Annotated in this window: 26 protein-coding genes; 19 read left to right on the forward strand and 7 right to left on the reverse strand. The window is 70.9% G+C overall.

Going from position 1 to position 23204, the window contains the following annotated elements:
* Window positions 1-28 precede the first annotated feature (28 nt).
* Both ACFVJS_RS01440 and ACFVJS_RS01445 read right to left on the reverse strand, forming a co-directional pair.
* Window positions 29-352, reverse strand: a complete 324-nt coding sequence (locus ACFVJS_RS01440) for a DUF202 domain-containing protein (RefSeq protein WP_378876705.1) — start codon at window positions 350-352, stop codon at window positions 29-31.
* On the reverse strand, window positions 349-702 hold the full coding sequence (locus ACFVJS_RS01445) for a YidH family protein (protein ID WP_378876707.1): 354 nt from the start codon (window positions 700-702) through the stop codon (window positions 349-351). Before ACFVJS_RS01445 ends, ACFVJS_RS01440 begins: the two co-directional genes overlap by 4 nt.
* A 156-nt stretch (window positions 703-858) precedes the next feature.
* Here ACFVJS_RS01445 and ACFVJS_RS01450 point away from each other — a divergent pair, with 156 nt between their 5' ends.
* Window positions 859-1230, forward strand: coding sequence for a DoxX family protein (locus tag ACFVJS_RS01450; protein WP_378876709.1), 372 nt, complete (start codon window positions 859-861; stop codon window positions 1228-1230).
* On the opposite strand, the gene ACFVJS_RS01455 is transcribed toward ACFVJS_RS01450, so the two are convergent.
* Entirely contained in the window at window positions 1227-1880 is a 654-nt protein-coding gene (locus ACFVJS_RS01455; RefSeq protein ID WP_378876711.1) for a TetR/AcrR family transcriptional regulator, read from the reverse strand. The two genes, ACFVJS_RS01450 and ACFVJS_RS01455, sit on opposite strands and share 4 nt — an antisense overlap.
* A 66-nt stretch (window positions 1881-1946) precedes the next feature.
* On the opposite strand from ACFVJS_RS01455, the gene ACFVJS_RS01460 reads away from it, so the two are divergent.
* The 3 genes from ACFVJS_RS01460 to ACFVJS_RS01470 all read left to right on the forward strand — a co-directional run bounded on the left by ACFVJS_RS01460 (window position 1947) and on the right by ACFVJS_RS01470 (window position 6236).
* The gene (locus ACFVJS_RS01460) at window positions 1947-3050 is read left to right on the forward strand and encodes an oxygenase MpaB family protein (protein WP_378876713.1); all 1104 of its coding nucleotides are present in this window, start codon (window positions 1947-1949) and stop codon (window positions 3048-3050) included.
* A 120-nt stretch (window positions 3051-3170) separates the two neighbouring features.
* Window positions 3171-5723: a LuxR C-terminal-related transcriptional regulator gene (locus ACFVJS_RS01465; protein WP_378876715.1), complete on the forward strand. Its 2553-nt coding sequence runs from the start codon at window positions 3171-3173 to the stop codon at window positions 5721-5723.
* A gap of 66 nt (window positions 5724-5789) precedes the next feature.
* Window positions 5790-6236, forward strand: a complete 447-nt coding sequence (locus ACFVJS_RS01470; RefSeq protein ID WP_378876717.1) for a cupin domain-containing protein — start codon at window positions 5790-5792, stop codon at window positions 6234-6236.
* Between the two features lie 88 nt (window positions 6237-6324).
* On the opposite strand, the gene ACFVJS_RS01475 is transcribed toward ACFVJS_RS01470, so the two are convergent.
* Window positions 6325-6456, reverse strand: coding sequence for a methionine/alanine import family NSS transporter small subunit (locus ACFVJS_RS01475; RefSeq protein ID WP_378876719.1), 132 nt, complete (start codon window positions 6454-6456; stop codon window positions 6325-6327).
* The gene (locus tag ACFVJS_RS01480) at window positions 6453-8006 is read right to left on the reverse strand and encodes a sodium-dependent transporter (RefSeq protein ID WP_378876721.1); all 1554 of its coding nucleotides are present in this window, start codon (window positions 8004-8006) and stop codon (window positions 6453-6455) included. The genes ACFVJS_RS01475 and ACFVJS_RS01480 overlap by 4 nt, the downstream gene beginning before the upstream one ends.
* A gap of 200 nt (window positions 8007-8206) precedes the next feature.
* On the opposite strand from ACFVJS_RS01480, the gene ACFVJS_RS01485 reads away from it, so the two are divergent.
* Window positions 8207-9370, forward strand: coding sequence for a cytochrome P450 (locus tag ACFVJS_RS01485; protein ID WP_378876723.1), 1164 nt, complete (start codon window positions 8207-8209; stop codon window positions 9368-9370).
* On the forward strand, window positions 9367-9912 hold the full coding sequence (locus ACFVJS_RS01490) for a TetR/AcrR family transcriptional regulator (RefSeq protein WP_378876725.1): 546 nt from the start codon (window positions 9367-9369) through the stop codon (window positions 9910-9912). Before ACFVJS_RS01485 ends, ACFVJS_RS01490 begins: the two co-directional genes overlap by 4 nt.
* 2 nt (window positions 9913-9914) lie before the next feature.
* On the opposite strand, the gene ACFVJS_RS01495 is transcribed toward ACFVJS_RS01490, so the two are convergent.
* Window positions 9915-10760: a helix-turn-helix domain-containing protein gene (locus tag ACFVJS_RS01495; protein WP_378876870.1), complete on the reverse strand. Its 846-nt coding sequence runs from the start codon at window positions 10758-10760 to the stop codon at window positions 9915-9917.
* 18 nt (window positions 10761-10778) lie between these two features.
* Between ACFVJS_RS01495 and ACFVJS_RS01500 the strand changes: the two genes are divergently transcribed.
* A complete protein-coding gene (locus ACFVJS_RS01500) occupies window positions 10779-11255 on the forward strand; it encodes an alpha/beta hydrolase fold domain-containing protein (RefSeq protein WP_378876872.1) in 477 nt (158 codons plus the stop codon).
* 15 nt (window positions 11256-11270) lie between these two features.
* On the opposite strand, the gene ACFVJS_RS01505 is transcribed toward ACFVJS_RS01500, so the two are convergent.
* Window positions 11271-11870 carry a PadR family transcriptional regulator gene (locus ACFVJS_RS01505; RefSeq protein WP_378876727.1) on the reverse strand — a complete coding sequence of 200 codons (600 nt, stop codon included), beginning with the start codon at window positions 11868-11870 and terminating at the stop codon, window positions 11271-11273.
* A 16-nt stretch (window positions 11871-11886) separates the two neighbouring features.
* Between ACFVJS_RS01505 and ACFVJS_RS01510 the strand changes: the two genes are divergently transcribed.
* From ACFVJS_RS01510 to ACFVJS_RS01565, 12 genes are all read left to right on the forward strand, one after another.
* Window positions 11887-12693 carry an alpha/beta hydrolase gene (locus ACFVJS_RS01510; RefSeq protein WP_378876729.1) on the forward strand — a complete coding sequence of 269 codons (807 nt, stop codon included), beginning with the start codon at window positions 11887-11889 and terminating at the stop codon, window positions 12691-12693.
* A gap of 153 nt (window positions 12694-12846) precedes the next feature.
* Window positions 12847-13971, forward strand: coding sequence for an endo-1,4-beta-xylanase (locus ACFVJS_RS01515; protein WP_378876731.1), 1125 nt, complete (start codon window positions 12847-12849; stop codon window positions 13969-13971).
* Between the two features lie 34 nt (window positions 13972-14005).
* Window positions 14006-14713 (forward strand): NAD(P)-dependent oxidoreductase, encoded by a 708-nt coding sequence (locus ACFVJS_RS01520; RefSeq protein ID WP_378876738.1) that lies wholly within the window; start codon window positions 14006-14008, stop codon window positions 14711-14713.
* Window positions 14714-14802: 89 nt separating this feature from the next.
* Window positions 14803-14907, forward strand: a complete 105-nt coding sequence (mftA, locus tag ACFVJS_RS01525) for a mycofactocin precursor MftA (RefSeq protein ID WP_008355686.1) — start codon at window positions 14803-14805, stop codon at window positions 14905-14907.
* Entirely contained in the window at window positions 14907-15191 is a 285-nt protein-coding gene (gene mftB, locus ACFVJS_RS01530) for a mycofactocin biosynthesis chaperone MftB (RefSeq protein ID WP_378876741.1), read from the forward strand. The genes mftA and mftB overlap by 1 nt, the downstream gene beginning before the upstream one ends.
* Complete coding sequence (mftC, locus tag ACFVJS_RS01535) at window positions 15188-16420, forward strand: mycofactocin radical SAM maturase (protein WP_378876744.1); 1233 nt, start codon at window positions 15188-15190, stop codon at window positions 16418-16420. The genes mftB and mftC overlap by 4 nt, the downstream gene beginning before the upstream one ends.
* Window positions 16417-17619 (forward strand): pre-mycofactocin synthase MftD, encoded by a 1203-nt coding sequence (mftD, locus tag ACFVJS_RS01540; protein ID WP_378876746.1) that lies wholly within the window; start codon window positions 16417-16419, stop codon window positions 17617-17619. Before mftC ends, mftD begins: the two co-directional genes overlap by 4 nt.
* Entirely contained in the window at window positions 17603-18298 is a 696-nt protein-coding gene (gene mftE / locus ACFVJS_RS01545) for a mycofactocin biosynthesis peptidyl-dipeptidase MftE (RefSeq protein WP_378876748.1), read from the forward strand. The genes mftD and mftE overlap by 17 nt, the downstream gene beginning before the upstream one ends.
* Window positions 18295-19083: a mycofactocin-coupled SDR family oxidoreductase gene (locus tag ACFVJS_RS01550; protein ID WP_378876751.1), complete on the forward strand. Its 789-nt coding sequence runs from the start codon at window positions 18295-18297 to the stop codon at window positions 19081-19083. Before mftE ends, ACFVJS_RS01550 begins: the two co-directional genes overlap by 4 nt.
* A complete protein-coding gene (mftF, locus tag ACFVJS_RS01555) occupies window positions 19080-20510 on the forward strand; it encodes a mycofactocin biosynthesis glycosyltransferase MftF (RefSeq protein ID WP_378876753.1) in 1431 nt (476 codons plus the stop codon). Before ACFVJS_RS01550 ends, mftF begins: the two co-directional genes overlap by 4 nt.
* Before the next feature lie 102 nt (window positions 20511-20612).
* The gene (gene mdo / locus ACFVJS_RS01560) at window positions 20613-21905 is read left to right on the forward strand and encodes an NDMA-dependent methanol dehydrogenase (RefSeq protein WP_378876755.1); all 1293 of its coding nucleotides are present in this window, start codon (window positions 20613-20615) and stop codon (window positions 21903-21905) included.
* Window positions 21906-22003: 98 nt separating this feature from the next.
* Window positions 22004-23191, forward strand: a complete 1188-nt coding sequence (locus ACFVJS_RS01565; RefSeq protein WP_378876758.1) for an AAA family ATPase — start codon at window positions 22004-22006, stop codon at window positions 23189-23191.
* Window positions 23192-23204: the final 13 nt, after the last annotated feature.

Below are 23204 nucleotides of genomic sequence, written 5' to 3' on the forward strand. Positions count from 1 at the left end.
GACACCTCGGTGTCGCCGGGCGCTCCTCTCAGCCGACTGTCAGCGCCGCAAGCTCTGTGGCGGCGAGCAACGTCGTGGAGATGGCGAGCGCCGTAGGGGCGATTCCTCCACGGGACCGTCCGCGTGACCTGGTGCCTGCGTCGTGCGAGTAGCGGCCCCGGCTCTCGATGAAGACCCAGAGAGCCAGCAGGGCGGCGACGCCGAGGGGAAGCAGGATGAGGAACCCCATCGACTGCCACGTCAGGCGGGCGATGATGGCGCTTCCGCCGAGCAGGGACAGGGCGGTACGTTGCCAGCTCAGTGCCGTGCGTTCGTTGGCTGCGCCCTCATCGACACGTGGCGGGGAGGTCATAGTCCGGCGAGCAGCAGGACGAGAGCGACGACGATCACGACCAGGGCGAAGAAGCCGCCGAAGCCGAAGGACGGTAGCGGGGCGGAGCGACGGATCGCCCGTTCGGCCAACGCCCATCGGGCCCAAGCGAACCCTGCGCCGATCATGCCGAGAAGCATCAACGCGATCGCAGCCACCGCCTGAGCGTCCGACGAGCCTGGGAGGTCGACGACGTCAAGGGCGACGCCGGCTGCGACGAGAGCGAGCGCTGTTCGGATCCAGGCGAGGAAGGTGCGTTCGTTGGCGAAGCTGAACCGGTAGTCGGGTTCCTCACCGTGGTCGTAGATCCAGGCGGGCCAGCGTCTTGACATGTCTGACATTGTGCCGCCACCAGCGGTCGCGCCGTGAAAGGGAGTGGTGACCATCGGTGCGTTCCGGTGGCCCGTGCCCGCCGATGTCACAGATCGACCCGGCACTCCGTCAGAGGGGAGGAAGATCGGGATCATCAGAACTCACAGGGAGACATCATGAACATCGCCCTCTGGATCGTCGCCGGCCTCTTCGGCGTCGCCTACGTCACCGGCGGGATCATCAAGCTGACGATGCCGTATGAGAAGTACGCCGCGAAGCTGGGCTGGCCGCAGGACTTCACACCCGGGAACGTGAGGTTCATGGGCGTTCTGGAGGTGCTCGGCGGCATCGGGCTCTTCCTCCCGGCGCTGGTCGACGTGGCGCCGACCCTCGTGCCGATCGCGGCGTCGTGCATGGCGCTCTACATGGCCGGGGCGGTCACCGAGCGAGTGCGGCGTGGTGAGCACAAGGAGCTGCTCGTCGACCTGCTCTTCCTGGCGGCGATGGTGTTCGTCGCGTGGGGACGCTTCGCGATCGAGCCGTTCTAACGGCCGGTGTCGGTGAACGAGGAGATCAGGGTCTCGACGGTCGCCATCAGGCGATCCTTGTCGTAGCGATCCGGGTCCTCGAGCGTGAGCCGGGCGAACTCCTCGGCGGTGACCAGCGTCAGGTGGGCAAGGAGGTCGACATCGACCTCCTTGCTGCCAGTCTTGGTGGCACCGTTCCGCTCGACACCTTCCTGGAAGGCGTCGGAGAGGTAGCCGCGGATCAGCTCGCGGGTGGCGTCGATGCGGTCGCGGACGACGGCGGGTGCGTTGCGGGTCAGGCCGAGCACCGGGCGCCACACGTCGGGCTCCTTGCGCACGATGTCCAGCAGGGCGGCGTACGCCTCGAGGGCCCACTCGGCGACGTCTTGGCTGCCCCCGGGCTGTGGCATCAGGCGGACTGCGGAGGCGAGGGCGCGCCGCTGGGTCCGGTCCAGCAGCGCATGGAGGAGCGGCTCGAGGCCGTCGTACGCGCTGTAGACGACGGGGCGGGTGACGTCGGCCTCCCGAGCGATCGCCTCGATGGAGACCGACTCGTAACCGTCGCGCGCGATCACCCGCAGGGCCGCGTCCAGGAGGTGTTCCCGGCGCTGCTCGACCGGAAGCCGGCGCGCGTAGCGGCGCTTCGGTCGTGGCGGTGTGTCGGCAGTCACGTGCACACAATATTACAGAGGTGTAGATTACGCTGAACCTACAGTGATGTAGCAAAGGAGAGAACGATGGTGTTCGGCGTCAAGACTCGCAAGCAGCTGATGAAGCAGTACGAGCCCATGGCCGACTACGGGTTCCTCGGGCCGGACTCGGTCGCCTGGAAGGTGTGGGGCCACCCGACCTCGTACGTCCTGGGCTTCGCGCGTTCGGTCACGATCGAGCACTTCGACCCGAACCTCGCCGCTGCCGTCGTCCAGTCCGGTGGGGTGAAGTATCGGCCCTCGACGCGCTACGGCCGTACGCTGCGCTACTTCGCGATGCAGCTGTTCGCCGGCGCCGAGCAGACTTGCCGGGCCGCCGACGTGCTGGTCAAGGTGCACTCGAAGGCGATCGGCCACGACCCCGTGACGGGTGGTGAGTACGACGCCAACAAGCCGTCCTCGCAGCTGTGGATCCACATGACCGCCTGGCACTCGATCCTCAAGTGCTACGAGATGTTCGGCCCGGGCCGCCTCTCCGAGGACGAGGAGAACCAGTTCTGGGCGGAGTGCCGCGAGATCGCCAAGCTGCAGACGATCGACCCGGCCACGGTGCCGACCAGCCGCGAGGAGGTGCACCAGTACTTCGAGGACTGGCGCCCCCACCTGGCCGCGTCGGAGGCGGCCCAGGACATGATCCACTTCATCATCCCCCTCAAGGTCGCGCTGCCCCCGTCGATGCCAGCCTGGCAGAAGGCACTGCTCGCCCCGGCGATGTGGGTGATGAGCAAGGGGGTCATCTCGACCTACCCCCGCTACATGCGCGAGATGGCCAACCTCCGTCAGGGTCCCCTCCTCGACGCCGCGGTCCGGATCCCGAACAAGCTCCTCCACAGCCTGCTCTTCCGCTCGCTCAACGCCCGGCTCGCCCTCTTCGGCCTGCTCGCGCCGCAGGCCACCCCGGTCGCGGCCCCGGCTATCCTCCGCATCCCGCCGCTGAGCGAGAAGGTGTGGGAGGTGCGCGAGGCGCAGGCCCACTTCGGGTTCGACGTCCCGAGCGCCGCGCACCCCGGTCTGCGGGCCAAGCAGCGTGAGCGGGTCTTCGACAAGGGCGAGAGCCCCAGCGACGAGGGTCTGGTCGAGTCCGAGCAGTACATCGGCACGATGGACGTGCACCGCGCGGCTCGCATCTGAGGCGCGTGCTGGAAGAGCCGGCACGGCGCTCCGCTGCGCAGGGGGTGGCGGAGCGCCCTGCGCCGCCGTTGCCGCATTTCGAGTGATGCGCCCGCGGAACCGAGTCGCTAGCCTGACGCCATGGAGCGGCCGTGGCCGCTGACCGGGCGGGACGACGAGCTGCGCAGGGTGGCGGCTGCGATCCGGCCAGGTGCGGCGGGCGTCATCGTTGCGGGTCCGGCGGGGGTGGGGAAAACCCGGCTCGCCCGCGAGGCGCTGGCGGGCTCCGTACGTCACGGGGAGACCGTGGTCTTCGCCCAGGGCAGCGCGGCGGCACGGCCGTTTCCGCTGGGTGCGTTCGCCGGGCTGCTCGACGTGCCGCCCGGGGAGGCGGCCGAGACGATCGGGCGGGCGCTGGACCAGCTCGCCCGGCAGCTGCCGCTGGTGCTGGCGGTCGACGACGCCCACCTGCTCGACGAGCACTCGGCGATCGTGGTGCATCGGGTGGTGGCGCGGCGGCTGGCGCCAGTGCTGATCACGCTGCGTACCGGAGAGAGCGCGCCGGACATCGTGACCTCGCTGTGGAAGGACGACCACCTCCCGCGCCTGGACCTGGGGCCGCTGGACGCCGGCCAGAGCACCCAGCTGATCGCCCGGGTGCTCGGCGGTCCGGTGGACACGGGCTCCGCCCATCGGCTGTGGACGATGACCGAGGGCAGCCCGTTGTTCCTGCGACACCTGCTGACCGGCGAGGTGTCAGCAGGGCGGTTCACAGCGGCGTCCGGGATCTGGCGCTGGACCAGCGAGCCGACGATCTCTCCCGAGCTCGCCGGTCTCCTCGGGCGGGAGATCGCAGACCTCGCGGCGGGCGTGCGGGACGTCGTCGACATGGTCGCTCTGGCCGAGCCGGTGGCGGTACCGACGCTGTCCGCCCTGACCTCCGCGGAGGACGTCGAGGAGGCGGAGGGTCGCGGGCTGGTGCGTACCGACGGGCTCGTCGCACGGCTGGCGCACCCCCTCTACGGTGAGGTACGCCGCTCCGCGATGGGCACGCTGCGCGCACGCCGCCTCCGCGGAATGGTCGCGCAGACCCTCGACCCCGAGCGCGACCCGATCCCCCGCGCCGTGCTCACTCTCGACTCCGACCTACCGCCGGAGCCGGCCCTCTTCCTGCGGGCGGCGGAGGCGGCGACCCGGATGTACGACCTGCCGCTGGCCGAGCGGCTGGCTCGTGCCGCCGCCGACACCGGCGACCTCGCCGCCCGGGTGGTGCACGCCGCCGCGCTCTCCTGGCTCAGCCGTGGTGAGGAGGCCGAGGCGATCCACAGGGACATCGTCGACAGCGCGCCGGATCCCGGCACGCTCGCCCTGGTGCAGCTGCATCGCGCCGGCAACCTGCTCTTCACGATGGCTCGGCCCGAGGAGGCGCGCCTGGCACTGGCCGCGGCCGAGGCCACCGGCGCCGCTCCTGCTCACGCCGCTGCCATGTCGCTCGTCCTGGATCTGACCGACGGTGAGACCTCGACCGTGCTCGCCCGCGCTCCCGGGCTGCTGCGGAGCGAGCTCCCCGACGACCTCGCCGCCATCCTGGTCGCCACCTCTGCCTCCGCTGCCGCCGCCGTCACCGGCGCGGACGAGCTCCTCGACGAGGCGGCGGTCGTGGGTGGTCTCACCGCCGACCGGGTGCCCACCGTCATCCCCGGTTTCGGGCTCGCCGACTTCCAAGTGCTCGGACACCGGCTCGCCGGCACCCCGGACCGCGGCGCCGACCTGGCCCAGCGGATGCGAGCCGCCTCCGCCGACCTCCCTGGGCCGGCCCGGCTCATGGGACTCGTCGTGGCAGGTCACGCGGCCCTCGCCTGCGGCCGGGTCGACGACGCCCTGGTATCCCTGCAGGAGGCGTGGGCCGGCTTCGAAGGGTCTGGCCACGAGTTCGGCTTCCGCTGCCGTACGTTGCTGGCCACCGCCCTGGCTCAGGCCGGTCGGCCGACCGAGGCTGCCCCGCTCCTGGCGGGCGTGGCGGCCGGGCACCATCCGGCGTACCGGCTCTACCTGCCGGACGATCTCCTCGCGCTGGCCTGGGGTGCTGCCGCGGAGGGGGCGACGACGGAGGCGACCGGCCGTGCGGCCGAGGCGGCGGATCTCGCGCGCGAGGCCGGCTCTCCGGCGTACGAGGTCCTGGCCTGGCAGACCGCGGTCCAGCTCGGGGGCGCGACCGCGGCGGCGACGCGACGCCTGACGTCGCTGGCGGGACTCGGCCCACGCGTCGAGGCGGCGCTGGCCCACGCCGAGGCGTGGGCCGCCGAGGACGGCGACGCGCTGCTCCGGGCGGCAAATGCCTGGACTCGGGTCGGTGACCTCGTCGCGGCGGGAGACGCGGCGGCACAGGCGGCCGACGTGCACCGTCGGGCCGGACGGCAGGGGTCGGCGCTGACCGCCGCGGCGGCGGCCGAGAAGCTGGCCGAGAGGTCGGGTGCCCGCACTCCGGCGCTGGCGCTCGCGGCTCGGCCGCTGCCGCTGACCGTTCGCGAGCGCGAGATCGCCGCGTTGGCGGCCAGGGGGTTGTCGAACAAGGAGATCGCGACCCGGCTGACCCTGTCGGTGCGGACCGTCGAGGGCCATCTCTACCGCGCCGGTCACAAGCTCGGTGTCTCCGAGCGGACCGCGCTCGCCGAGGTTCTCGGAGTCGAGTAGCGCACTACTCGCTCCACGCTCGCTCCGGCGGCTGATGCTGAGAGGCACCCAACCGAAGGAGGAATCATGAGCACCATCTACGTCCGGCCCGACGAGGGCCGGCACTGCCCGATGATCGACGGCGACCACGTCGCGAAGGCCGCGGTCAAGGACGACCTCGGGGCCTTCGAGGTCTTCGAGGTGATCGCCCCGGCCGCGCCGATGGCGCCCCCGCACGTCTCGCCGTGGAGCGGGGTGCTGTACCTGCTCGAGGGCCGGGTCACGGCGTACGTCGACGGCAAACCCTACGACGTGGAGCCTGGCGGGCTGGTCGTCTTCCCGGCCGGCACTCCGGCCACCTTCGAGGTCATCGGCGAGTCGGCCCGCTTCCTCGCGATCGTGACCGGCGACCGCGCCGGACAGTTCTTCGCCGACTTCTCCAGCTCCGTCCGAGCCGATCTTCCCGCCGCCGCCTCGCTGGCCGCGATCCTGTCCGTCACCGAACGCCACGGCGTCGGGCTGGCGGGCGGATGATTCACGTGGAACGACGAAGGGCCTGTCCCGGACGCCGGCGTGACGCCGTGGTCCGGGACAGGCCCTGGGTCGGGTCGGTGAAGACCGCTCAGAGGTCGCGCTTGACCTCGTCGGTGTGCGGAAGGTCGGGGCTGCGTCGCAGGTTGACGACGGCGAGGGCCAGGCCTCCCCAGATGATCAGCATCGCGACGAGCATCATGACGATGGCGGCGCCACTCATGACTGTGCTCCCTTCTCGTTGAAGTGAACCTTGGACAAGGCTTCAGGGTCTCGCCACTTGGCCTGAGCGGCCAGGAAGCCGAAGACGATGACGGCCCCGGCCGCGCCCCAGCCGAAGACGCCGAGCATCCAGGCAGGGTATCCGCCGTAGGGGGTCTTCACGTCCTCCCAGAAGGCGAGCCCGAGGACGAGCACGAGACCGATCGGGGCCACGATGCTGACCAGGACTCGCCACCAGGCGCCTACGACGATCGAGCTGCCGTCGGACAGGTGGTCGCTGAACATCGGCAGCACCCGCAGGCCCCAGCTCAGGACCAGCATCGAGATCACGGCGACGAGCAGGATGCCGAACTGGTTGATGAAGTGGTCCAGGATGTCGAGCACGTAGAGCCCGCTCGTGGTGGAGAAGAAGACCAGGCTGATCAGGGCCATCGGAACGGTGACGGCGATGGTCGCGCCCTTGCGGGTCATCTCGAACTTGTCACGCACGCCGGAGATCACGACCTCGATGACCGACACCAGCGAGGTGAAACCGGCGACGACGAGCGAGCCGAAGAAGAGCACGCCGATCAGAGCGCCTGCCGGCGCCTCGCTGATGATCGCGGGGAAGGCCACGAACGCCAGGCCGACACCGGACGTGGCGACCTCGCCGACAGCGACCCCGCTGGCCTGCGCCATGAAGCCGAGGGCGGCGAAGACGCCGATGCCGGCGAGCAGCTCGAAGCTGGAGTTGGCGAAGCCGACCACCAGTCCCGAGCCCGGCATGTCGGTGTGCCGGTGTACGTAGGACGAGTAGGTGATCATGATGCCGAAGCCGATGGACAGCGAGAAGAAGATCTGTCCGTACGCCGCCGCCCAGACCGTCGCGTCGGTCAACGCTCCCCAGTTCGGGGTGAAGAGGGCGTCGAGACCCTCCGCCGCACCCGGCAGGAAGAGGGAGCGCACCACGAGGATGCCGAAGGCCACCACGAGGATCGGGATGAAGATGACCGAGGTCGCACCGATCCCCTTCTGCACGCCGAGCAGCATCACGATCAGGATCGCGGCCCACACCAGCAGCAGCGGGATCAGGACGCCCCACACCGGGGTGGCGTCCACGCCCGGGTCGCCGAGCTGGAGGAACTCGCCGAAGAAGAACCCTTCCGGGTCGTCTCCCCACGCTTCGGTGACGCTGAAGATCGCGTAGCGCACCGCCCACGCCATCACCGCCGCGTAGTAGACGGCGATCATGAAGCAGATGCCGACCTGCCACCAGCCCAGGCCCTCGGTGCCGCGGCGGAGCCGCGCGAAGGAGAGAGGCGCCGAGCCGCGGAAGCGGTGGCCGAGCGCGTAGTCGAGGAACAGGAACGGGATGCCCGCAGTCAGCAGAGCCACGATGTAGGGGATGACGAACGCGCCACCACCGTTCTCGTAGGCGACGTAGGGGAACCGCCAGATGTTTCCCAACCCCACGGCGGAACCGATCGCCGCGAAGATGAAGACCTGTCGCGAGGAGAAGGCCCCGCGTTTTGCTGCCGCACCGTCTTGCACGCCCTCAGGTGTCGTGCTCATATCCGCCTCCTTGTTCTGATGCGCGTGGCGCTTGTGGCGCCAACCTACCGCCGGCGACGCTTGTGACGCCGATCACACGATAGATGTCTGGTGCGCGAAGGCCGCGGCCGGGGGTTCGATCGCCCACTGGTTCATTGACAAGCAAGCCATCAATGTTGATTCTGTGAGACATGGATCCAGATCTGTCTCACAGGGTCGCCGTGTATGTCCCTCCGACCGGCGCCTCCTGGGCCGACCCGTGGCCGATGTACGCCGCGCTGCGCGAGCACGATCCGGTGCACCACGTCGTCCGGGGCGACTACTGGGTCCTGACCAGGCACGACGACGTCTACGCGGCGGTGCGCGACCACGACACGTTCAGCTCGACCGGTGGCCTCACCACGGCCCCGGACGAGCTCGAACGCATCGGCCTGACCGACAACCCGCCGATGGTGATGACCGACCCACCGGCCCACACGGCATTTCGGAGGCTGGTGAACCGCGGCTTCACGCCCAAGCAGGTCGAGGACGTGACTCCCCGGGTCACCCGGTTCGTCATCGATCGCGTCGACGCGATCAGGGAGGCCGGCGGCGGCGACATCGTCCAGGAGCTGTTCAAACCGCTGCCGAGCATGGTCGTGGCCCACTACCTCGGCGTTCCCGAGGAGGACTGGGGCCGGTTCGACGTCTGGACCGATGCGATCGTCACGGCCAACGCGGCCCAGGACGAGAGCATCGGGGCCGGCGCCGCCGCCGAGCTCATGGGCTACTTCGCCGAGCTCATCGAGCATCGTCGGCGAGCGCCCGGCGACGACACGGTCTCCCACCTCGTCGCCGCCGGGGAAGCCGACGACGACGCCGGTCTGCTGCGGGTGCTCGCGTTCGCCTTCACGATGGTGGCCGGCGGCAACGACACGACCACCGGCCTGCTCGGCGGCGGGCTGCCGCTGCTGGCGGACCGCCCACACCAGCGGGAGCTCGCACTGCAGGACGTCCCGGCTGCCGTCGAGGAGCTGCTGCGGCTCACCTCTCCGGTCCAGGGTCTCGCCCGCACCACCACCCGCGACGTCACGCTTCACGGGGTCACGATCCCCACGGGCACGAAAGTCCTGCTCTGCTACGCCGCCGCCAACCGCGACCCGCGCGCCTTCGGCGCCGACGCCGAGCAGCTCGACGTCACCCGCAACCCCCGGCAGATCCTGACCTTCGCCCACGGCGCGCACCATTGCCTGGGCGCCGCGGCCGCCCGGATGATGGGCCGGGTGACGCTCACCGAGATACTCACCCGGATGCCGTCCTTCACCGTCGACCACGACTCCCTCGAGTGGGCGCCCGGGAGCTACGTACGCAGGCCCGTCCGTCTCGACGTCGAGGTGACCGGATGAGCTGGCTGGAGGCGGAGCGGAGCGAGCTCGCGGCCGAGCGCATCCTCGACGCCGCCGGCGCGCTGTTCGTGGAGCGCGGGGTCGACGGGCCGGGCATGGACGAGGTGGCTCGCGCGGCCGGCTGCTCGAGGGCGACCCTGTATCGCTACTTCGAGAACCGACAGGCCCTGATCCACGCCTTCGCGCACCGCGAGGCACGGTCGATCACCGCGCAGGTCGCCCAAGCCACCGCCCGGGCCACCGCCGAGGTCTCGGACCCGCGCCGGCGCGTGGTCGAGGCCGTCCTCGCCTGTCTCGCCGCCGTGCGCGAGCGCCACCACCTGACCGCGTGGTACGCCGGTGACAGCACCCTTCTGCGCGAGGTCCTCCGTGACTCCCCGCTCATCCGCGGGACCGCCGAGAGCTACCTGGCTTCCGGCGAGGAGGACCCCGACCTCGCCGACTGGGTCCTGCGCATCATCCTGTCGTTCCTCACCGAGCCCGGCGAGGACGCCGAAGCCGAACGGCGTCTGCTGGAACGGTTCCTGCCGGTCCCTCGATGAGGTCAGTCCTGCGACTGAGCCCGGCTCATGTGCATCCACTCGCGAGGCGTCATGGCGTAGGCGCGTTTGAAGGCCCGGCCGAACTGTGAGGTGTCCGAGAAGCCCCAGGCGTGCGCGACCTCGGTGACCGTCATACGGCTCGCCGGGTCGGCCAGCTCGTCGCGGCACCGCTCGAGCCGGCGCTCGCGGATCCAGTCGCCGAGGACGATGCCGGACCTGCCCATCAGCCGGTAGAGATGCCGCACGGAGATGTGGTGAGCCGCGGCGATCCGGCGCGGAGAGAGGTCGCGGTCGGCCAGGTGCACGCGGATGTACTCGAGGACCTGTGTCTCGAGGCTTCCGTCGAGGTGTTCCCGGCGGAGCGGAGACTCCAGGAGCTGCGAGGTGAGAAGCGTTCGGATGAGGCCGATGGTCGGAGCGGTCGCCTGCGCGGCCTCGGCGGCGGACAGCTCGCCGACGCTGTCGGCCAGATGGCCCAGATATCCCGCGGTCGCCCGTGCCAGCGGGCGGCGGCCGTCCAGGCGTACGGCGGTCACCGCCTCCAGCGCCCGGCCCGGAAGGGCGAGCGCGCCGATCGGCACCCTGAAGTAGTGCTGGTGGATGCCGTGGTCGTTCAGGAGCGTGTAGGGCCGACGGGTGTCGTAGACCGCGAGGTCCCCCGGGCGGAGAACGGCCTCGCGGTCGCCCTGCACCACGATGCTGGTGCCGGAGAGCTGCAGGCCGACGAAGAGGAACGCGTCCGCGGGGTCGGCGGCGAGCCCGGGCGTACGCTCGATGGTCGTGGCGTTGGCGCGGACCGAGCAGATGTTGAGCGCGCCGAGGTCGGCGATGCGCGCGTTGACACGGATCTGCTCCGGGTCGGGCTGCTGGCCGCGGCCCTCACGCTGCTGGCCAAGGAGCGTGGCGACGTCTCACTCGTCCAGCAGGTGCTGTTCTACCCGGTCACGAACGCGGCGTTCGACACCGACTCCTACCGGCAGTTCGCCGAGGGCTACTTCCTCCGGCTGGACGGGATGAAGTGGTTCTGGGACCAGTACACGACCGACGAGTCCGAGCGGGCGCAACCGACCGCCTCGCCGCTGCGTGCCACCCTGGAGCAGCTCGCCGGCCTGCCCCCGGCGCTGGTCATCACCGCCGAGGCAGACGTGCTCCGCGACGAGGGCGAGGCGTACGCCGCCCGGCTCCGTCAGGCGGGGGTGCCCGTCACCGCCGTCCGCTACGGCGGAACCATCCACGACTTCGTCATGCTGGACGCGCTGCACGACACGTACGCCGCGGTCGCCGCCATCGCACAGGCCGCCGCGACGCTGCGTGCGGCGCTGCACGAGGAGCCGCGTTCCTGACGCCGGACGCGGCGTTCAGGTCGTCCGGCCGAAGGTCTGCGCCCGTCGCTCGGCGGCCGCGAGCTCTGCGCGCATCCAGGCGCACCACTCCACGGCCGTACGCCGCGACCGGATGCCGCCTTCGAGCGTGATCCGGCTGGCGAACAACGGGTTGGAAGGATCGTCGACCCCCGGGTCGGCGGAGATCTCGGCCAGCTCGTCGAGGTAGCGGTCGAGGACGCTCTGATGGGTGGCCTCGAGCCGACCGACCAGCTCGTCGGCCGCGGCGGGCTCGACGGTCCAGATCGACCACAGCCGGAGAACCTCCAGGTCGCGGACGGGCTGGGGCTCGAGGTCGCCGACGACCCAGGCCGCCAGTGCGTCCCGACCCACGTCGGTGATCCGGTAGCGCTTCGTCGGTCGCGGACCGGCGCCCTCGATGACCTCGTGCTCGACCAGCCCGGCGGCGTCAAGGCGGTTCAGCTCCGGATAGATCTGCGAGTGGCGGGCGGTCCAGAAGTAGCCGATCGGCTGGCGCATCCGCTGTGCGACCTCGTAGCCGGTGCAGGCGCGTCGCGCCAGCAGGCCGAGGATCGCGAAGCCGAGGTTGGAAGTGGCTGCAGCGGAGTCGGGCATATGTCAATATTGACATATGAAGAGCGTGAAGGGTGTAGCGGCCGGTGCGGCGGTCGCAGGCATGCTGCTGGCCGGCTGCGGGGCGGAGGACGGCGGTCGCTCCGCGGAGGTGAAGGAGCCCGGACCTGTGCTGCCGACGGACGGGCCGTACATCCAGGGCGAGCTCGGCGGTTGCTTCCTGCCGGAGACCGATGCTGCGGTGGAGCCGATGCAGGTCACCGGCAAGGACCTCGCGCTGCCGGCCATCCGGTTCACCCCGCCGGAGGGTGAGGACCCGTCGGCGGTGCTGGTGATGCTCCATCAGACCGACGGGGACCGCTGCGGCTGGGGTGACTTCGCGATCCTGGCGGCGCTCCAGGGTGTCGCCGGCCTCTCGTTCGACCAGTGCGGCTACGGCGCCGCCGACTGCCGGATCAAGGACCTCGACGACCCGGTTCCCCAGGTGCGGGCCGCGCTGGGCGAGGTCGAGAAGCAGTGGCCCGATGCGCCGGTCGTGCTGGTCGGCGCCTCGATGGGTGGCAGTCAGACCGTGCGGGCGGTGGCCGCCGGGGTGGAGGTCGACGGCTGGGTCGATCTGTCGGGTCCGTCGACCTGGGCCGGTGTCGACCTGGCCTCGCTTGCCGACGCGATCGAGACGCCGGGCCTGATCGCCATCTCCGAGGACGCCGACGGGGCCGAGGAGGCCGACGCCGCTCGAGCGCTGGCGGAGGCCACGTCCTCGGAGTTCGTGCCCGCGGACGCGGGGCACGGCTGGGAGCTGGTGGTCGAGGAGGGCAGGCTCTCGACGATCGGTCAGCAGATCGTCACGTACGCCACGGAGTGATTCGGGGCTCTATCGCCGATCGCTCGGCGTCGGCTGCCGGGTTCCGGGGTCCGCTTGTTCCTGCGGGCCTCTTGCGCATCTGCTTCTCCGAACTCTAATGTGACCGGCGTCACGAAATCGTTATCGACAACGATCTCTACCCAAGGAGAAGCAATGAAGAGGTACGCCCGGCCCGGCCTGCTCTCGCTGGCGGCACTCGCCACATCGATCTGTCTGGCACCTGCTTCCCCCGCGAACGCGGGCGTCGCGGCCGGCTGGCAGCCGGACACGCTGCGCGAGGCAACGCCGGACGGGTTCGTCGTCGGTACCGCGGTGGCAGGCGGCGGCCATCACGAGGACATGCCGTACCCCGACCCGTTCCCGAACGACCGCAAGTACCGTCACCTGGTGGCGAAGGAGTTCAGCTCCGTCTCGCCCGAGAACCAGATGAAGTGGGAGTTCATCCACCCCGAGCCCGACGTCTACGACTTCGGTCCGGCGGACGCGATCGTGAAGTTCGCCGCCCAGCACGATCAGCAGGTCCGCGGTCACACGCTGATGTGGCACAGCCAGAACCCGGAGTGGCTCGAGCAGGGCGACTACACGCCCGAGGAGCTGCGTACGATCCTGCGCGACCACATCAAGACGGTCGTCGGCCGCTATGCGGGACAGATCGACCAGTGGGACGTGGCCAACGAGATCTTCGACGGCTCCGGCAACCTGCGTACGTCCGAGAACATCTGGATCCGTGAGCTCGGTCCGGGGATCATCGCCGACGCCTTCCGCTGGACGCACGAGGCCGATCCCGACGCGCTGCTGTTCTTCAACGACTACGGCGTGGAGAGCATCAATGCGAAGAGCGACGCCTACTACCGGCTGATCCAGGAGCTGAAGGCCGATGGCGTCCCGGTGGACGGGTTCTCCGTCCAGGGCCACCTGAGCACCCGCTACGGGTTCCCGGGCGACCTGCAGGCCAACCTGGAGCGTTTCGACGCGCTCGGTCTGGAGACCGCGGTCACCGAGCTCGACGTGCGCATGGACCTGCCGAACGGCGCCGAGCCGACGCCCGAGCAGGAGGCCGTCCAGGCGACCTACTACCAGCGTTTCCTGCAGGCGTGCCTGGCCGTGGAGAACTGCGACTCGTTCACGCTGTGGGGGTTCACCGACAAGTACTCCTGGGTCCCGGTCTTCTTCCCTGACCAGGGCTCGGCGACGGTGATGACCGAGGAGTTCGAGCACAAGCCGGCGTACGACTCGCTGCTCGAGACCCTCGACGCCGCCCGGTTGGCGCGGCGATGAGTCGTCGGGCGGGGTGGAGCGCGGGGTTGAGGAGGTGCTCCCGCTCATCGGGCCGGAGGTCACCCTCAGCAACGGACGCGGCCTGCACGACGCCAGCGCCGCCGAGCACGGCCTCGGCCTGATCCTCGCCGCCCAGCGGGAGCTGCCCCGCTGGGTGCGCGACCAGGACGCCGGCCGGTGGCAGCCGGAGCACACCCGGTCGCTGGCCGACTCGCGGGTGGTGATCCTCGGGTACGGCTCGATCGGTGCTGCGCTCGAGCAGCGCCTGCTCGCGTGCGAGGCCGAGGTCGTCAGGGTCGCGTCCAGGCCGGACGCCGACCGCGGGGTGCACGGCGTGGACGAGCTGCCGGCTTTGCTGCCCACCGCCGACATCATGGTGCTCACGCTCCCGGAGAAGCCCGGAACGATCGGCCTGATCGGCGGCGAGCAGCTGGCGCTGCTGCCCGACGACGCGCTGGTGGTGAACATCGGCCGCGGCCGCACGCTCGACACCGGCGCCCTTCTCGCCGAGCTCTCCACCGGCCGGCTGCGGGCGGCGCTCGACGTCGTCGACCCCGAGCCGCTCCCCGCCGACCACCCGCTCTGGTCGACGGGGGCGATCGTGACGCCGCACGTCGGGGGTGGCGCGGCGACCTTCTACCCGCGCGCCGAGCGTCTGGTGGCCGAGCAGCTGAGGCGCTTCGCCGAGGGCCGTCCGCTGCTCAACGTGGTGCCCCGAGCGGCAGCCGTCACACCTCGCTGATCCTGCCCGCAAGACTCTCCGATCGGGGAGGTTGCTCCGCTCACGCCGTCACTAACGTGCGAACGGTCACCCCGTGAGAGGAGCAGCAGATGGAACCCCAGAACGAGTCGAACCCGGTCGACATCGCCAGCGACGTCGCCACCGAGGACCTCATCGAGGAGGTCTCGATCGACGGAATGTGCGGCGTCTACTGATGTCCGACCGCATGCTCGAGGAGCCGTGGACGCTCTCGCCCTCGGTGGCGCTGCGTCCGGAGCCCTTCGGGGCCCTCGCCTACCACTTCGGCAACCGGAAGCTGACCTTCCTCAAGCGGCCGGAGCTGGTCGAGGTGGTGCGGCTCCTCGAGCATCACCCTCGTCTCAGCGGCGCGCTCGAAGCCGCCGGCATCCCACCGGATCAGCACGAGGCGTACGCAGCGGCGCTCCGCGCCCTCGCCGAGACCGACATGATCCGCCCCCGTCACCAGGAGGCAGTGTGACCATCGCACCTGAACGTCCCAGCACTCCGCAGGCCCGCCCCGTGGGTGGCAGCCTCGTCGAGCAGTTCGAGTTCGGCCTCGACGCTCCGATCTGCCTGACCTGGGAGCTGACGTACGCCTGCAACCTCGAGTGCGCCCATTGCCTGTCGAGCTCGGGCCGGCGCGACCCGCGCGAGCTCAGCACCGAGCAGTGCAAGGCCGTCATCGACGAGCTGCAGCGCATGCAGATCTTCTACGTGAACATCGGCGGTGGCGAGCCGACGATCCGCCCCGACTTCTGGGAGCTGGTGGAGTACGCCGTCGACCACCACGTCGGCGTGAAGTTCTCCACCAACGGCTTCCGGATCACTCCCGAGCGGGCCGCGTTCCTGGCCTCGACGGACTATGTCGACGTACAGATCTCCCTGGACGGCGCGACGGCGGAGGTCAACGACCGCGTCCGTGGAGCGGGTTCCTACGACACCGCGCTCAAGGCGCTGGCGAACCTCCGCGACGCCGGCTTCTCCGACGCCAAGATCTCCGTGGTCTGCACCCGGGAGAACATCGGCCAGCTCGACGACTTCAAGGCCATCGCCGACGAGTACGGCGCCACCCTGCGCCTCACCCGGCTGCGCCCCTCGGGTCGCGGCGCCGACGTCTGGGACGAGCTGCACCCCCTCCCCGAGCAGCAGCGGGAGCTCTACGACTGGCTGATGGCGCACGGCGACAACGTCCTCACCGGCGACTCCTTCTTCCACCTGGCCGCCTACGGCGAGTCCCTCCCGGGTCTCAACCTGTGCGGCGCCGGGCGGGTGGTGTGCCTGATCGACCCGGTCGGCGACGTCTACGCCTGCCCGTTCGCGATCCACGACCAGTTCTTGGCCGGCAACCTGCTCGGCGAGGGCGGTTTCCAGGAAGTCTGGCGGTCCTCCGACCTGTTCACCGAGCTGCGCTCGCCGCAGACCGGTGGTGCCTGCACGAAGTGCCAGTTCTTCGACGCCTGCCGTGGCGGCTGCATGGCCGCCAAGTTCTTCACCGGGCTGCCGCTGGACGGCCCGGACCCGGAGTGTGTCCAGGGCTACGGCGAGACGGCTCTGGCCGCCGACCGCCAGGTACCGCCGGCGAGCAAGGACCACTCCCGCAGCCAGGCCAGCCGCAACGCGCCGGTGCTGCTCAATCTCGGTGCCACCAGGCGGCGCCCCGTCTCCGCCTGCAACGAAGACCCGCTCGCCGGAGGTGACCTGTCGTGAAGCTCGAGAACCCGTGGAAGAAGAACCCGTGGTTCGAGTCGGTCGCGGTGGCCCAGGAGCGGGCCCGCCGCCGGCTGCCGAAGCCGGTCTACGGTGCGCTGGTCGCCGGATCCGAGCGCGGTCAGAGCATGACCGCCAACCAGGACGCCTTCGCCGACCTCGGCTGGGCACCTCATGTCGTCGGCCAGCACGCCAAGCGCGACCTCGGCACGACCGTCTTCGGCCATGCGATCCCGTTGCCCGTTCTGATCAGCCCCACCGGGGTCCAGGCCGTGCACCCCGACGGCGAGGTGGCGGTCGCCCGCGCCGCCGCGGCCCGCGGCACCATCATGGGGCTGTCCAACTTCGCCTCCAGGTCGGTGGAGGAGGTCGCGGCGACCGGCGCGACGACGTTCTTCCAGATGTACTGGACGGGCGACCGCGACACCATGGTCCAGCGCATGCAGCGGGCGCACGCCGCCGGTGCCCAGGGCCTGATCGCCACCCTCGACTGGTCCTTCTCGATCGGCCGTGACTGGGGCAGCCCGGAGATCCCGGAGAAGGTCGACCTGCGCACCATGATGAGACTGGCCCCGCAGGTCGCGGCACGGCCTCGGTGGGCGTGGCAGTTCGGGCGTACGGGCTCCTTCCCCGACCTCACCGCGCCCAACCTCGCCCCGCCGGGTGGGAGCGCGCCGACGTTCTTCGGTGCCTACTACGAGTGGATGACCACGCCGCCGCCGACCTGGGACGACGTCGCCTGGATGCGCGAGCAGTGGCACCAGATCAGCGGCACGCCGTTCGTGCTGAAGGGCGTGTGCCGGGTCGACGACGCGCTGCGTGCCGTGGACGCCGGGGTCGCGGGCATCTCGGTCTCCAACCACGGCGGGAACAACCTCGACGGCACCCCGGCCGCGATCCGCATGGTCAAGCCGATCGCCGACCGCGTCGGCGACCAGGTCGACGTGGTGATGGACGGCGGCGTACGCCGCGGCTCCGACGTCGTCAAGGCGCTCGCGCTCGGCGCGAAGGCGGTGCTGATCGGCCGGGCCTACCTGTGGGGCCTGGCGGCCAACGGCCAGGCCGGGGTCGAGAACGTCCTCGACGTGCTCAGCGGCGGCATCGACTCGGCGCTGCGGGGGCTGGCGGTCGGATCGGTCGCCGAGCTGCGGCCGGAGCATCTGATCGTCCCGGACGGCTTCCATGTACGCACTGGGTGACGCCACCTGGCCGCAGGTGCGCCGGGGCACGGTCCTGCTGGTGCCGGTCGGCTCGCTCGAGCAGCACGGACCGCACCTACCGTTCGACACGGACACGACCATCGCGTCGGCGGTCACGCAGGGGGTGGCCGACCGGCTCGCGGAGCAGGGTGTCGAGAGCTGGGTGGCGCCGCCGATCGCGATCGGTTCCAGCGGCGAGCACCAGTCCTTCGCCGGCACCGTGTCGATCGGCAGCGACGCGCTCCACCTGGTCGTGGTCGAGCTGGTCCGCTCGGCCCGCACCTGGGCCGAGCGGGTCGTGCTCGTCAACGGCCACGGCGGCAACGCCGCTGCGCTGACCAGCGCGGTCAACCAGCTCGCGTTCGAGCGGCAGCCGGCGTGCTGGCTGCCGTGCCGCACCGAGGACTACGACCTGCACGCCGGCCGCACCGAGACGTCCCTGATGCTGCATCTGCGCCCCGAGTCGGTGCGTCTGGATCTGGCCGAGCCCGGTGACACCCGGCCGCTCGCCGAGATCCTGCCGGCGATGCGGGCGGGCGGCGTCGCGGCGGTCTCTGCGAACGGCGTCCTCGGCGACCCGACGGGCGCCACGGCGGCGGAGGGAGCGGAGGCGCTCACCATGATGATCGAGCAGACCACCATGGACGTGCTGGCTCCCGGCGGCGTGGCAGTGGGATGAGCACCTCCCGCCCGGTGGCCGTGGTCACCGGTGCCGCCCGTGGCATCGGCGCTGCGACGGTCCGCCGGCTGGCCGCCGCGGGCTACGCCGTGCTCGCGGTCGACGCCTGCGCCGGGCCGGATGCCGCGCCCTACCCCATGCCCACTCCGGACGACCTGGAGGCCGTCGCCGCCGGGTGGCCGGAGGCCGGGACGTACGTCGCCGACGTCCGGGACCGCGAGGCGCTCGCCGCCGCGGTGGCCCGTGCCGAGGAACGCTGGGGACAGGTGGACGTCGCGGTGGCCGCAGCGGCTGTCGTGGCGGGCGGCCGGCCGTTGTGGGAGACGCCGGAGGACGAGGTCGAGCTGCTGTGGGAGACCGACGCGAAGGGCGTCTGGAACCTCGCCTCGGCGGCCGTGCCCGCCATGCTCCGCGGACCGGACCCGACGCGCTGCCGGTTCGTCGCCGTCGCCTCGGCGGCCGGCAGCCACGGCCTGTTCCGGCTCGCCGGCTACACGATGGTCAAGCACGCCGTCGTCGGTGCGGTGAAGGGCCTCGCCGCCGACCTCGTCGGCACCGGTGTCACCGCCGTCGCGGTATCGCCGGGCGCGACCTCGACCGACATGCTGCGGCAGACCGCAGCGCTCTACCCCGGCACCACCGCGGCCGACCTGGCCGCCCATCAGCTGCTGCGCCGGCCCCTCGAACCCGACGAGGTCGCCGCGGCCATCGCTCTCTGCTGCTCACCCGAGGGCGCCGCCCTCAACGGCAGCGTCGTGCACGCGGACGGAGGCTTCGGCGGATGAGATACCCGATCGGCTTCCGCGCCCGCATCCGTGACGACGTACGCCGCATCGACGGGCGCCTGCTCGTCGGCGGTTCGCCGCTGCGCGCGGTCAGGCTCACCGAGGCGGCGCGGGCGCTGCTGGCCGACGGCGAGGTCACCGTGGTCGACGCGGCGACCGACGCGCTCGCCGCCCGGCTCGTCGACGGCAACCTGGCCGACCCGGTGCTCGACAGGCCCGCGGTGGAGCCGACAGAGCTCACCGTCGTGATCCCGGTGCGCGACCGGCCCGAGCAGCTCGACCGCGCGCTCGAGCCCCTGAAGGGCCTGCATCGCCTCGTCGTCGACGACGCCTCCCTCGATCCCGACGCCGTCGCGAGGGTCGCCCACCGGCACGGCGCCCATCTCGTGCAGCTGCGGGAGAACCTCGGCCCCGCCGGCGCGCGCAACGCCGGTCTGCGGGCGGTGCGCACCCCCTACGTCGCCTTCGTCGACTCCGACGTCACCGTCCAGGGGAGCACGCTCCTGAACCTCTCCCGCCACTTCGCCGACAGCCGCGTCGCGGTGGTCGCGCCACTGGTCCGCAGCCGCGCTCGCAGCCGGACCCCGCGGTGGTTCGAGCGCTTCGACGAGGACGACTCCTCCCTCGCGCTCGGCACCCGCGCCTGCGTCGTACGCCCCGGGGCCGCGGTGGGCTGGCTGCCCAGCGCCTGCCTGGTGGGACGTACGGACCGGCTCGGGAAGGGCTTCGAGGAGACGATGCGCGTCGGCGAGGACGTCGACCTCGTCTGGCGGCTGGTCGAGGCCGGTGAGGTCGTCCGCTACGACCCCGACCAGGTCGCCTGGCACGACACCCGCACCACGGTCCGCGGCTGGCTGGGTCGCAAGTACCTCTACGGCACCGGCGGCGCCGACCTGGCGGTCCGCCACGGCCGCAAGGGCGCCCCGGCCGTGATGACGGTGAGCATGGCGGCCACGGCCGCCGCGCTGCTGGTGCAGCGGCGGTGGTCGCTCCCGGTGGCCGCCGCCGGGATCGCCTATGGCGTCCTCTCGCTGCGAAGGCGGCTGCCCGAGACCCCCGGACGCGACCGGCTCGCCGTCCAGCTCTGCGCCCAGGGCCTCGGCTGGACGGTCCGCCAGGAGGCCGCGCTGCTGCTGCGGCACTGGTGGCCGCTGACCGTGCTCCTCGCGCCGCGCAGTGCCCTCGTCCGGCGTGCCCTGGCGGCCTCTCTGGTCGTCGACGTGGTCGTCGCCCAGGTCGACAACCCCGGCACCAGATACCGGCCGCTGGCCCGGCGGCTGGACGACCTGGCGTACGGCGCAGGGCTCTGGGCCGGCGCGATCCGGGCCCGTTCGGTGACCTGTCTGCTGCCGCGCCGACCCGGCCAGAAGACCGGCCAGAAGACCGGCCAGAAGACCGGCCAGGGAGGCACCTCTCCCAACGGGTAGGTAGGCCCCTCCCGGGCCGGCCTGTTTCCCGTTCCTCGCCTGTTCGCGGCCCTTTCGCCGTACCTAGTGTGCTGAGCGTCACACACGCCAACGGAGGTTGCCATGCAGGTCGACGAACTACTCAAGCCGTTCCCCATCAAGGAGTTCCACCCCTTCCCACGCGCCCTCATGGGCCCCGGCGCTCACGAGATGATCGGACCCGAGGCCCTGAAGATGGGCTTCCGCAAGACCCTGGTGATGACGTCCGGCCTGCGCGGCACGGACATCGTCAACAAGATCGTCGAGTCGATGAAGTACCACGGCCTCGAGGTCGTCGTGTACGACAAGGTCGAGTCCAACCCCAAGGACTACAACGTCATGGACTCGGTCAAGCTCTACCAGGAGAACGAGTGCGACTCGTTCGTCTCCATCGGCGGCGGCTCCTCGCACGACGCCTGCAAGGGCGCGCGCATCTCGGTCGCCCACGACGGCCGCAACGTCAACGAGTTCGAGGGCTTCAACATGTCCGAGAACCCGAAGAACCCGCCGCACATCGCGGTCTCCACCACGGCCGGCACCGGTTCGGAGACCTCCTGGGCGTACGTCATCACCGACACGACCACGGACCCCGACAACCCGCACAAGTACGTCGCCTTCGACGACGCCTCGGTCGCCAGCCTGGCGATCGACGACCCGGTGCTCTACTACGACTGCCCGGTCGACTACACCGCCCAGTGCGGCTTCGACGTCCTGGCGCACGCCAGCGAGCCGTACGTCTCCCGGATCAACTTCCAGCCCTCGCTCGGCAACGCGCTGCACGCGATCAAGCTGACCTCGGAGAACCTGCGCCAGGCGGTCTGGAACGGCACGGACCTCGGCGGCCGCGAGGGGATGATGTACGCCCAGTACATCGCCGCCCAGGCGTTCAACTCCGGCGGCCTCGGCATCATCCACTCGATCAGCCACGCGGTGAGCGCCTTCTACGACACCCACCACGGTCTCAACAACGCGATCGCGCTGCCGCGGGTGTGGGCCTTCAACATGCCCACCCACTACAAGCGGTTCGCCGACATCGCTCGCGCGATGGGCGTCGACACCCACGGCATGACCGACGTGCAGGCCGCCGATGCGGCGCTCGCCGCGGCCATCCGGCTGCTGCGCGACGTCGGCATCACCGAGCGCTTCGTGGACGTCAAGCAGGACACGTACTCGAAGAACCGCCTCGGCCAGGGACCCACCGCCTACTACGCCAACGCGAAGGAGATCGTCGGCGACGACGCGGACGTCGACCGGATCACCAACCACGTCCTCGGTGACGCCTGCACGCCCGGCAACGCCAAGGAGTGCACGTTCGAGACGGTGCGCCCCGTCGTCGAGCACTGCCTGAACGGCGATCTGGACGACCTGCTCGGCTGACCGGCCTGCCTGATCCCGCGAGCGTGGCGGGTCCGGCCCGCTGAGAACACCAGCCGGACCCGCCACCTCGTGCCCACCCACCACCTCGAGGAGTGCACGTGTCGACCACCACCGAACCGATCCAGGGCTTCACCGACGTCGAGGACACCCGCGCCCAGCTGGCCACGTGCGGCTACCTCGCCGACGACCGGCTGGCCACCACGGTGTTCCTGCAGACCCGGCTGGAGAAGCCCGTCCTGCTCGAGGGGCCGGCGGGCGTCGGCAAGACCCAGCTGGCGGAGAGCCTGGCGACCGCGACCGGGCGGCGCCTGATCCGGCTGCAGTGCTACGAGGGCCAGGACGAGACCAAGGCGCTCTACGAGTGGGACTACGGCAAGCAGCTCCTCTACACCCAGATCCTGCGCGAGAAGATCGGCCAGGTCGTCGAGGACGCCGCCGACCTGAACGAGGCCGTCGAGCGGATCGCCAAGCAGGACTCGGTGTTCTTCTCCCAGCGCTTCCTGGCCGCGCGGCCGCTGCTCGAGGCGATCGACTCCGACACCCCGGTCGTGCTGCTCATCGACGAGGTCGACCGGGCCGACGAGGCCCTGGAGGCGGTGCTGCTCGAGCTGCTCGCCGAGTTCCAGATCTCCATCCCCGAGGTCGGCACGGTGACCGCCAAGACGATGCCGTACGTCGTGCTGACCTCGAACAACACCCGCGACCTCTCCGCCGCGCTCAAGCGCCGCTGCCTGCACCTCTTCCTCGACTACCCCGACGCGGGCCGCGAGCTGGAGATCATCCGCTCCAAGGACACCGGCCTCGCCGACTCGCTCGCGGCCCGGCTGGTCGACATCGTCCGCGGCATCCGCGAGCTCGAGCTGCGCAAGGCGCCGAGCATCTCCGAGACCGTCGACTGGGCTCGTACGCTGGCCGTGCTCGGCGTCGAGGAGCTCACCGCCGACGTGCTCTCCACGACGCTCAACGTGGTCGTGAAGTACGAGCGCGACCTGAAGCGGGTGATGGACGCGCTGCCGCGGCTGGTCGACCCGAACGCCGAGGTGCCCGACCATCTGCACGGTCACGGGCACGGACACGGTCATGGACACACTCACGCCGACCCGGCTGCCGACCCGGCCGACGACGATCGCGACGGCCGCGCCGAGCGCAAGGCCAAGGACCAGCCCGGCCGGCACAACGCCGGCTACTACGGCGGCGCCGGCGGCACCGGGCCGCGTACGGTCCCGGCGGTCTCGACCAGCCAGGGCAGCCGGGCGTTCCCGTCGGCCCGCAAGCGTCCGCTCTGAGCCGGGATCGAGG

The organism is Nocardioides sp. NPDC057772, assembly GCF_042798075.1.
In the GTDB taxonomy this organism is placed as follows: Bacteria; Actinomycetota; Actinomycetes; order Propionibacteriales; family Nocardioidaceae; genus Nocardioides.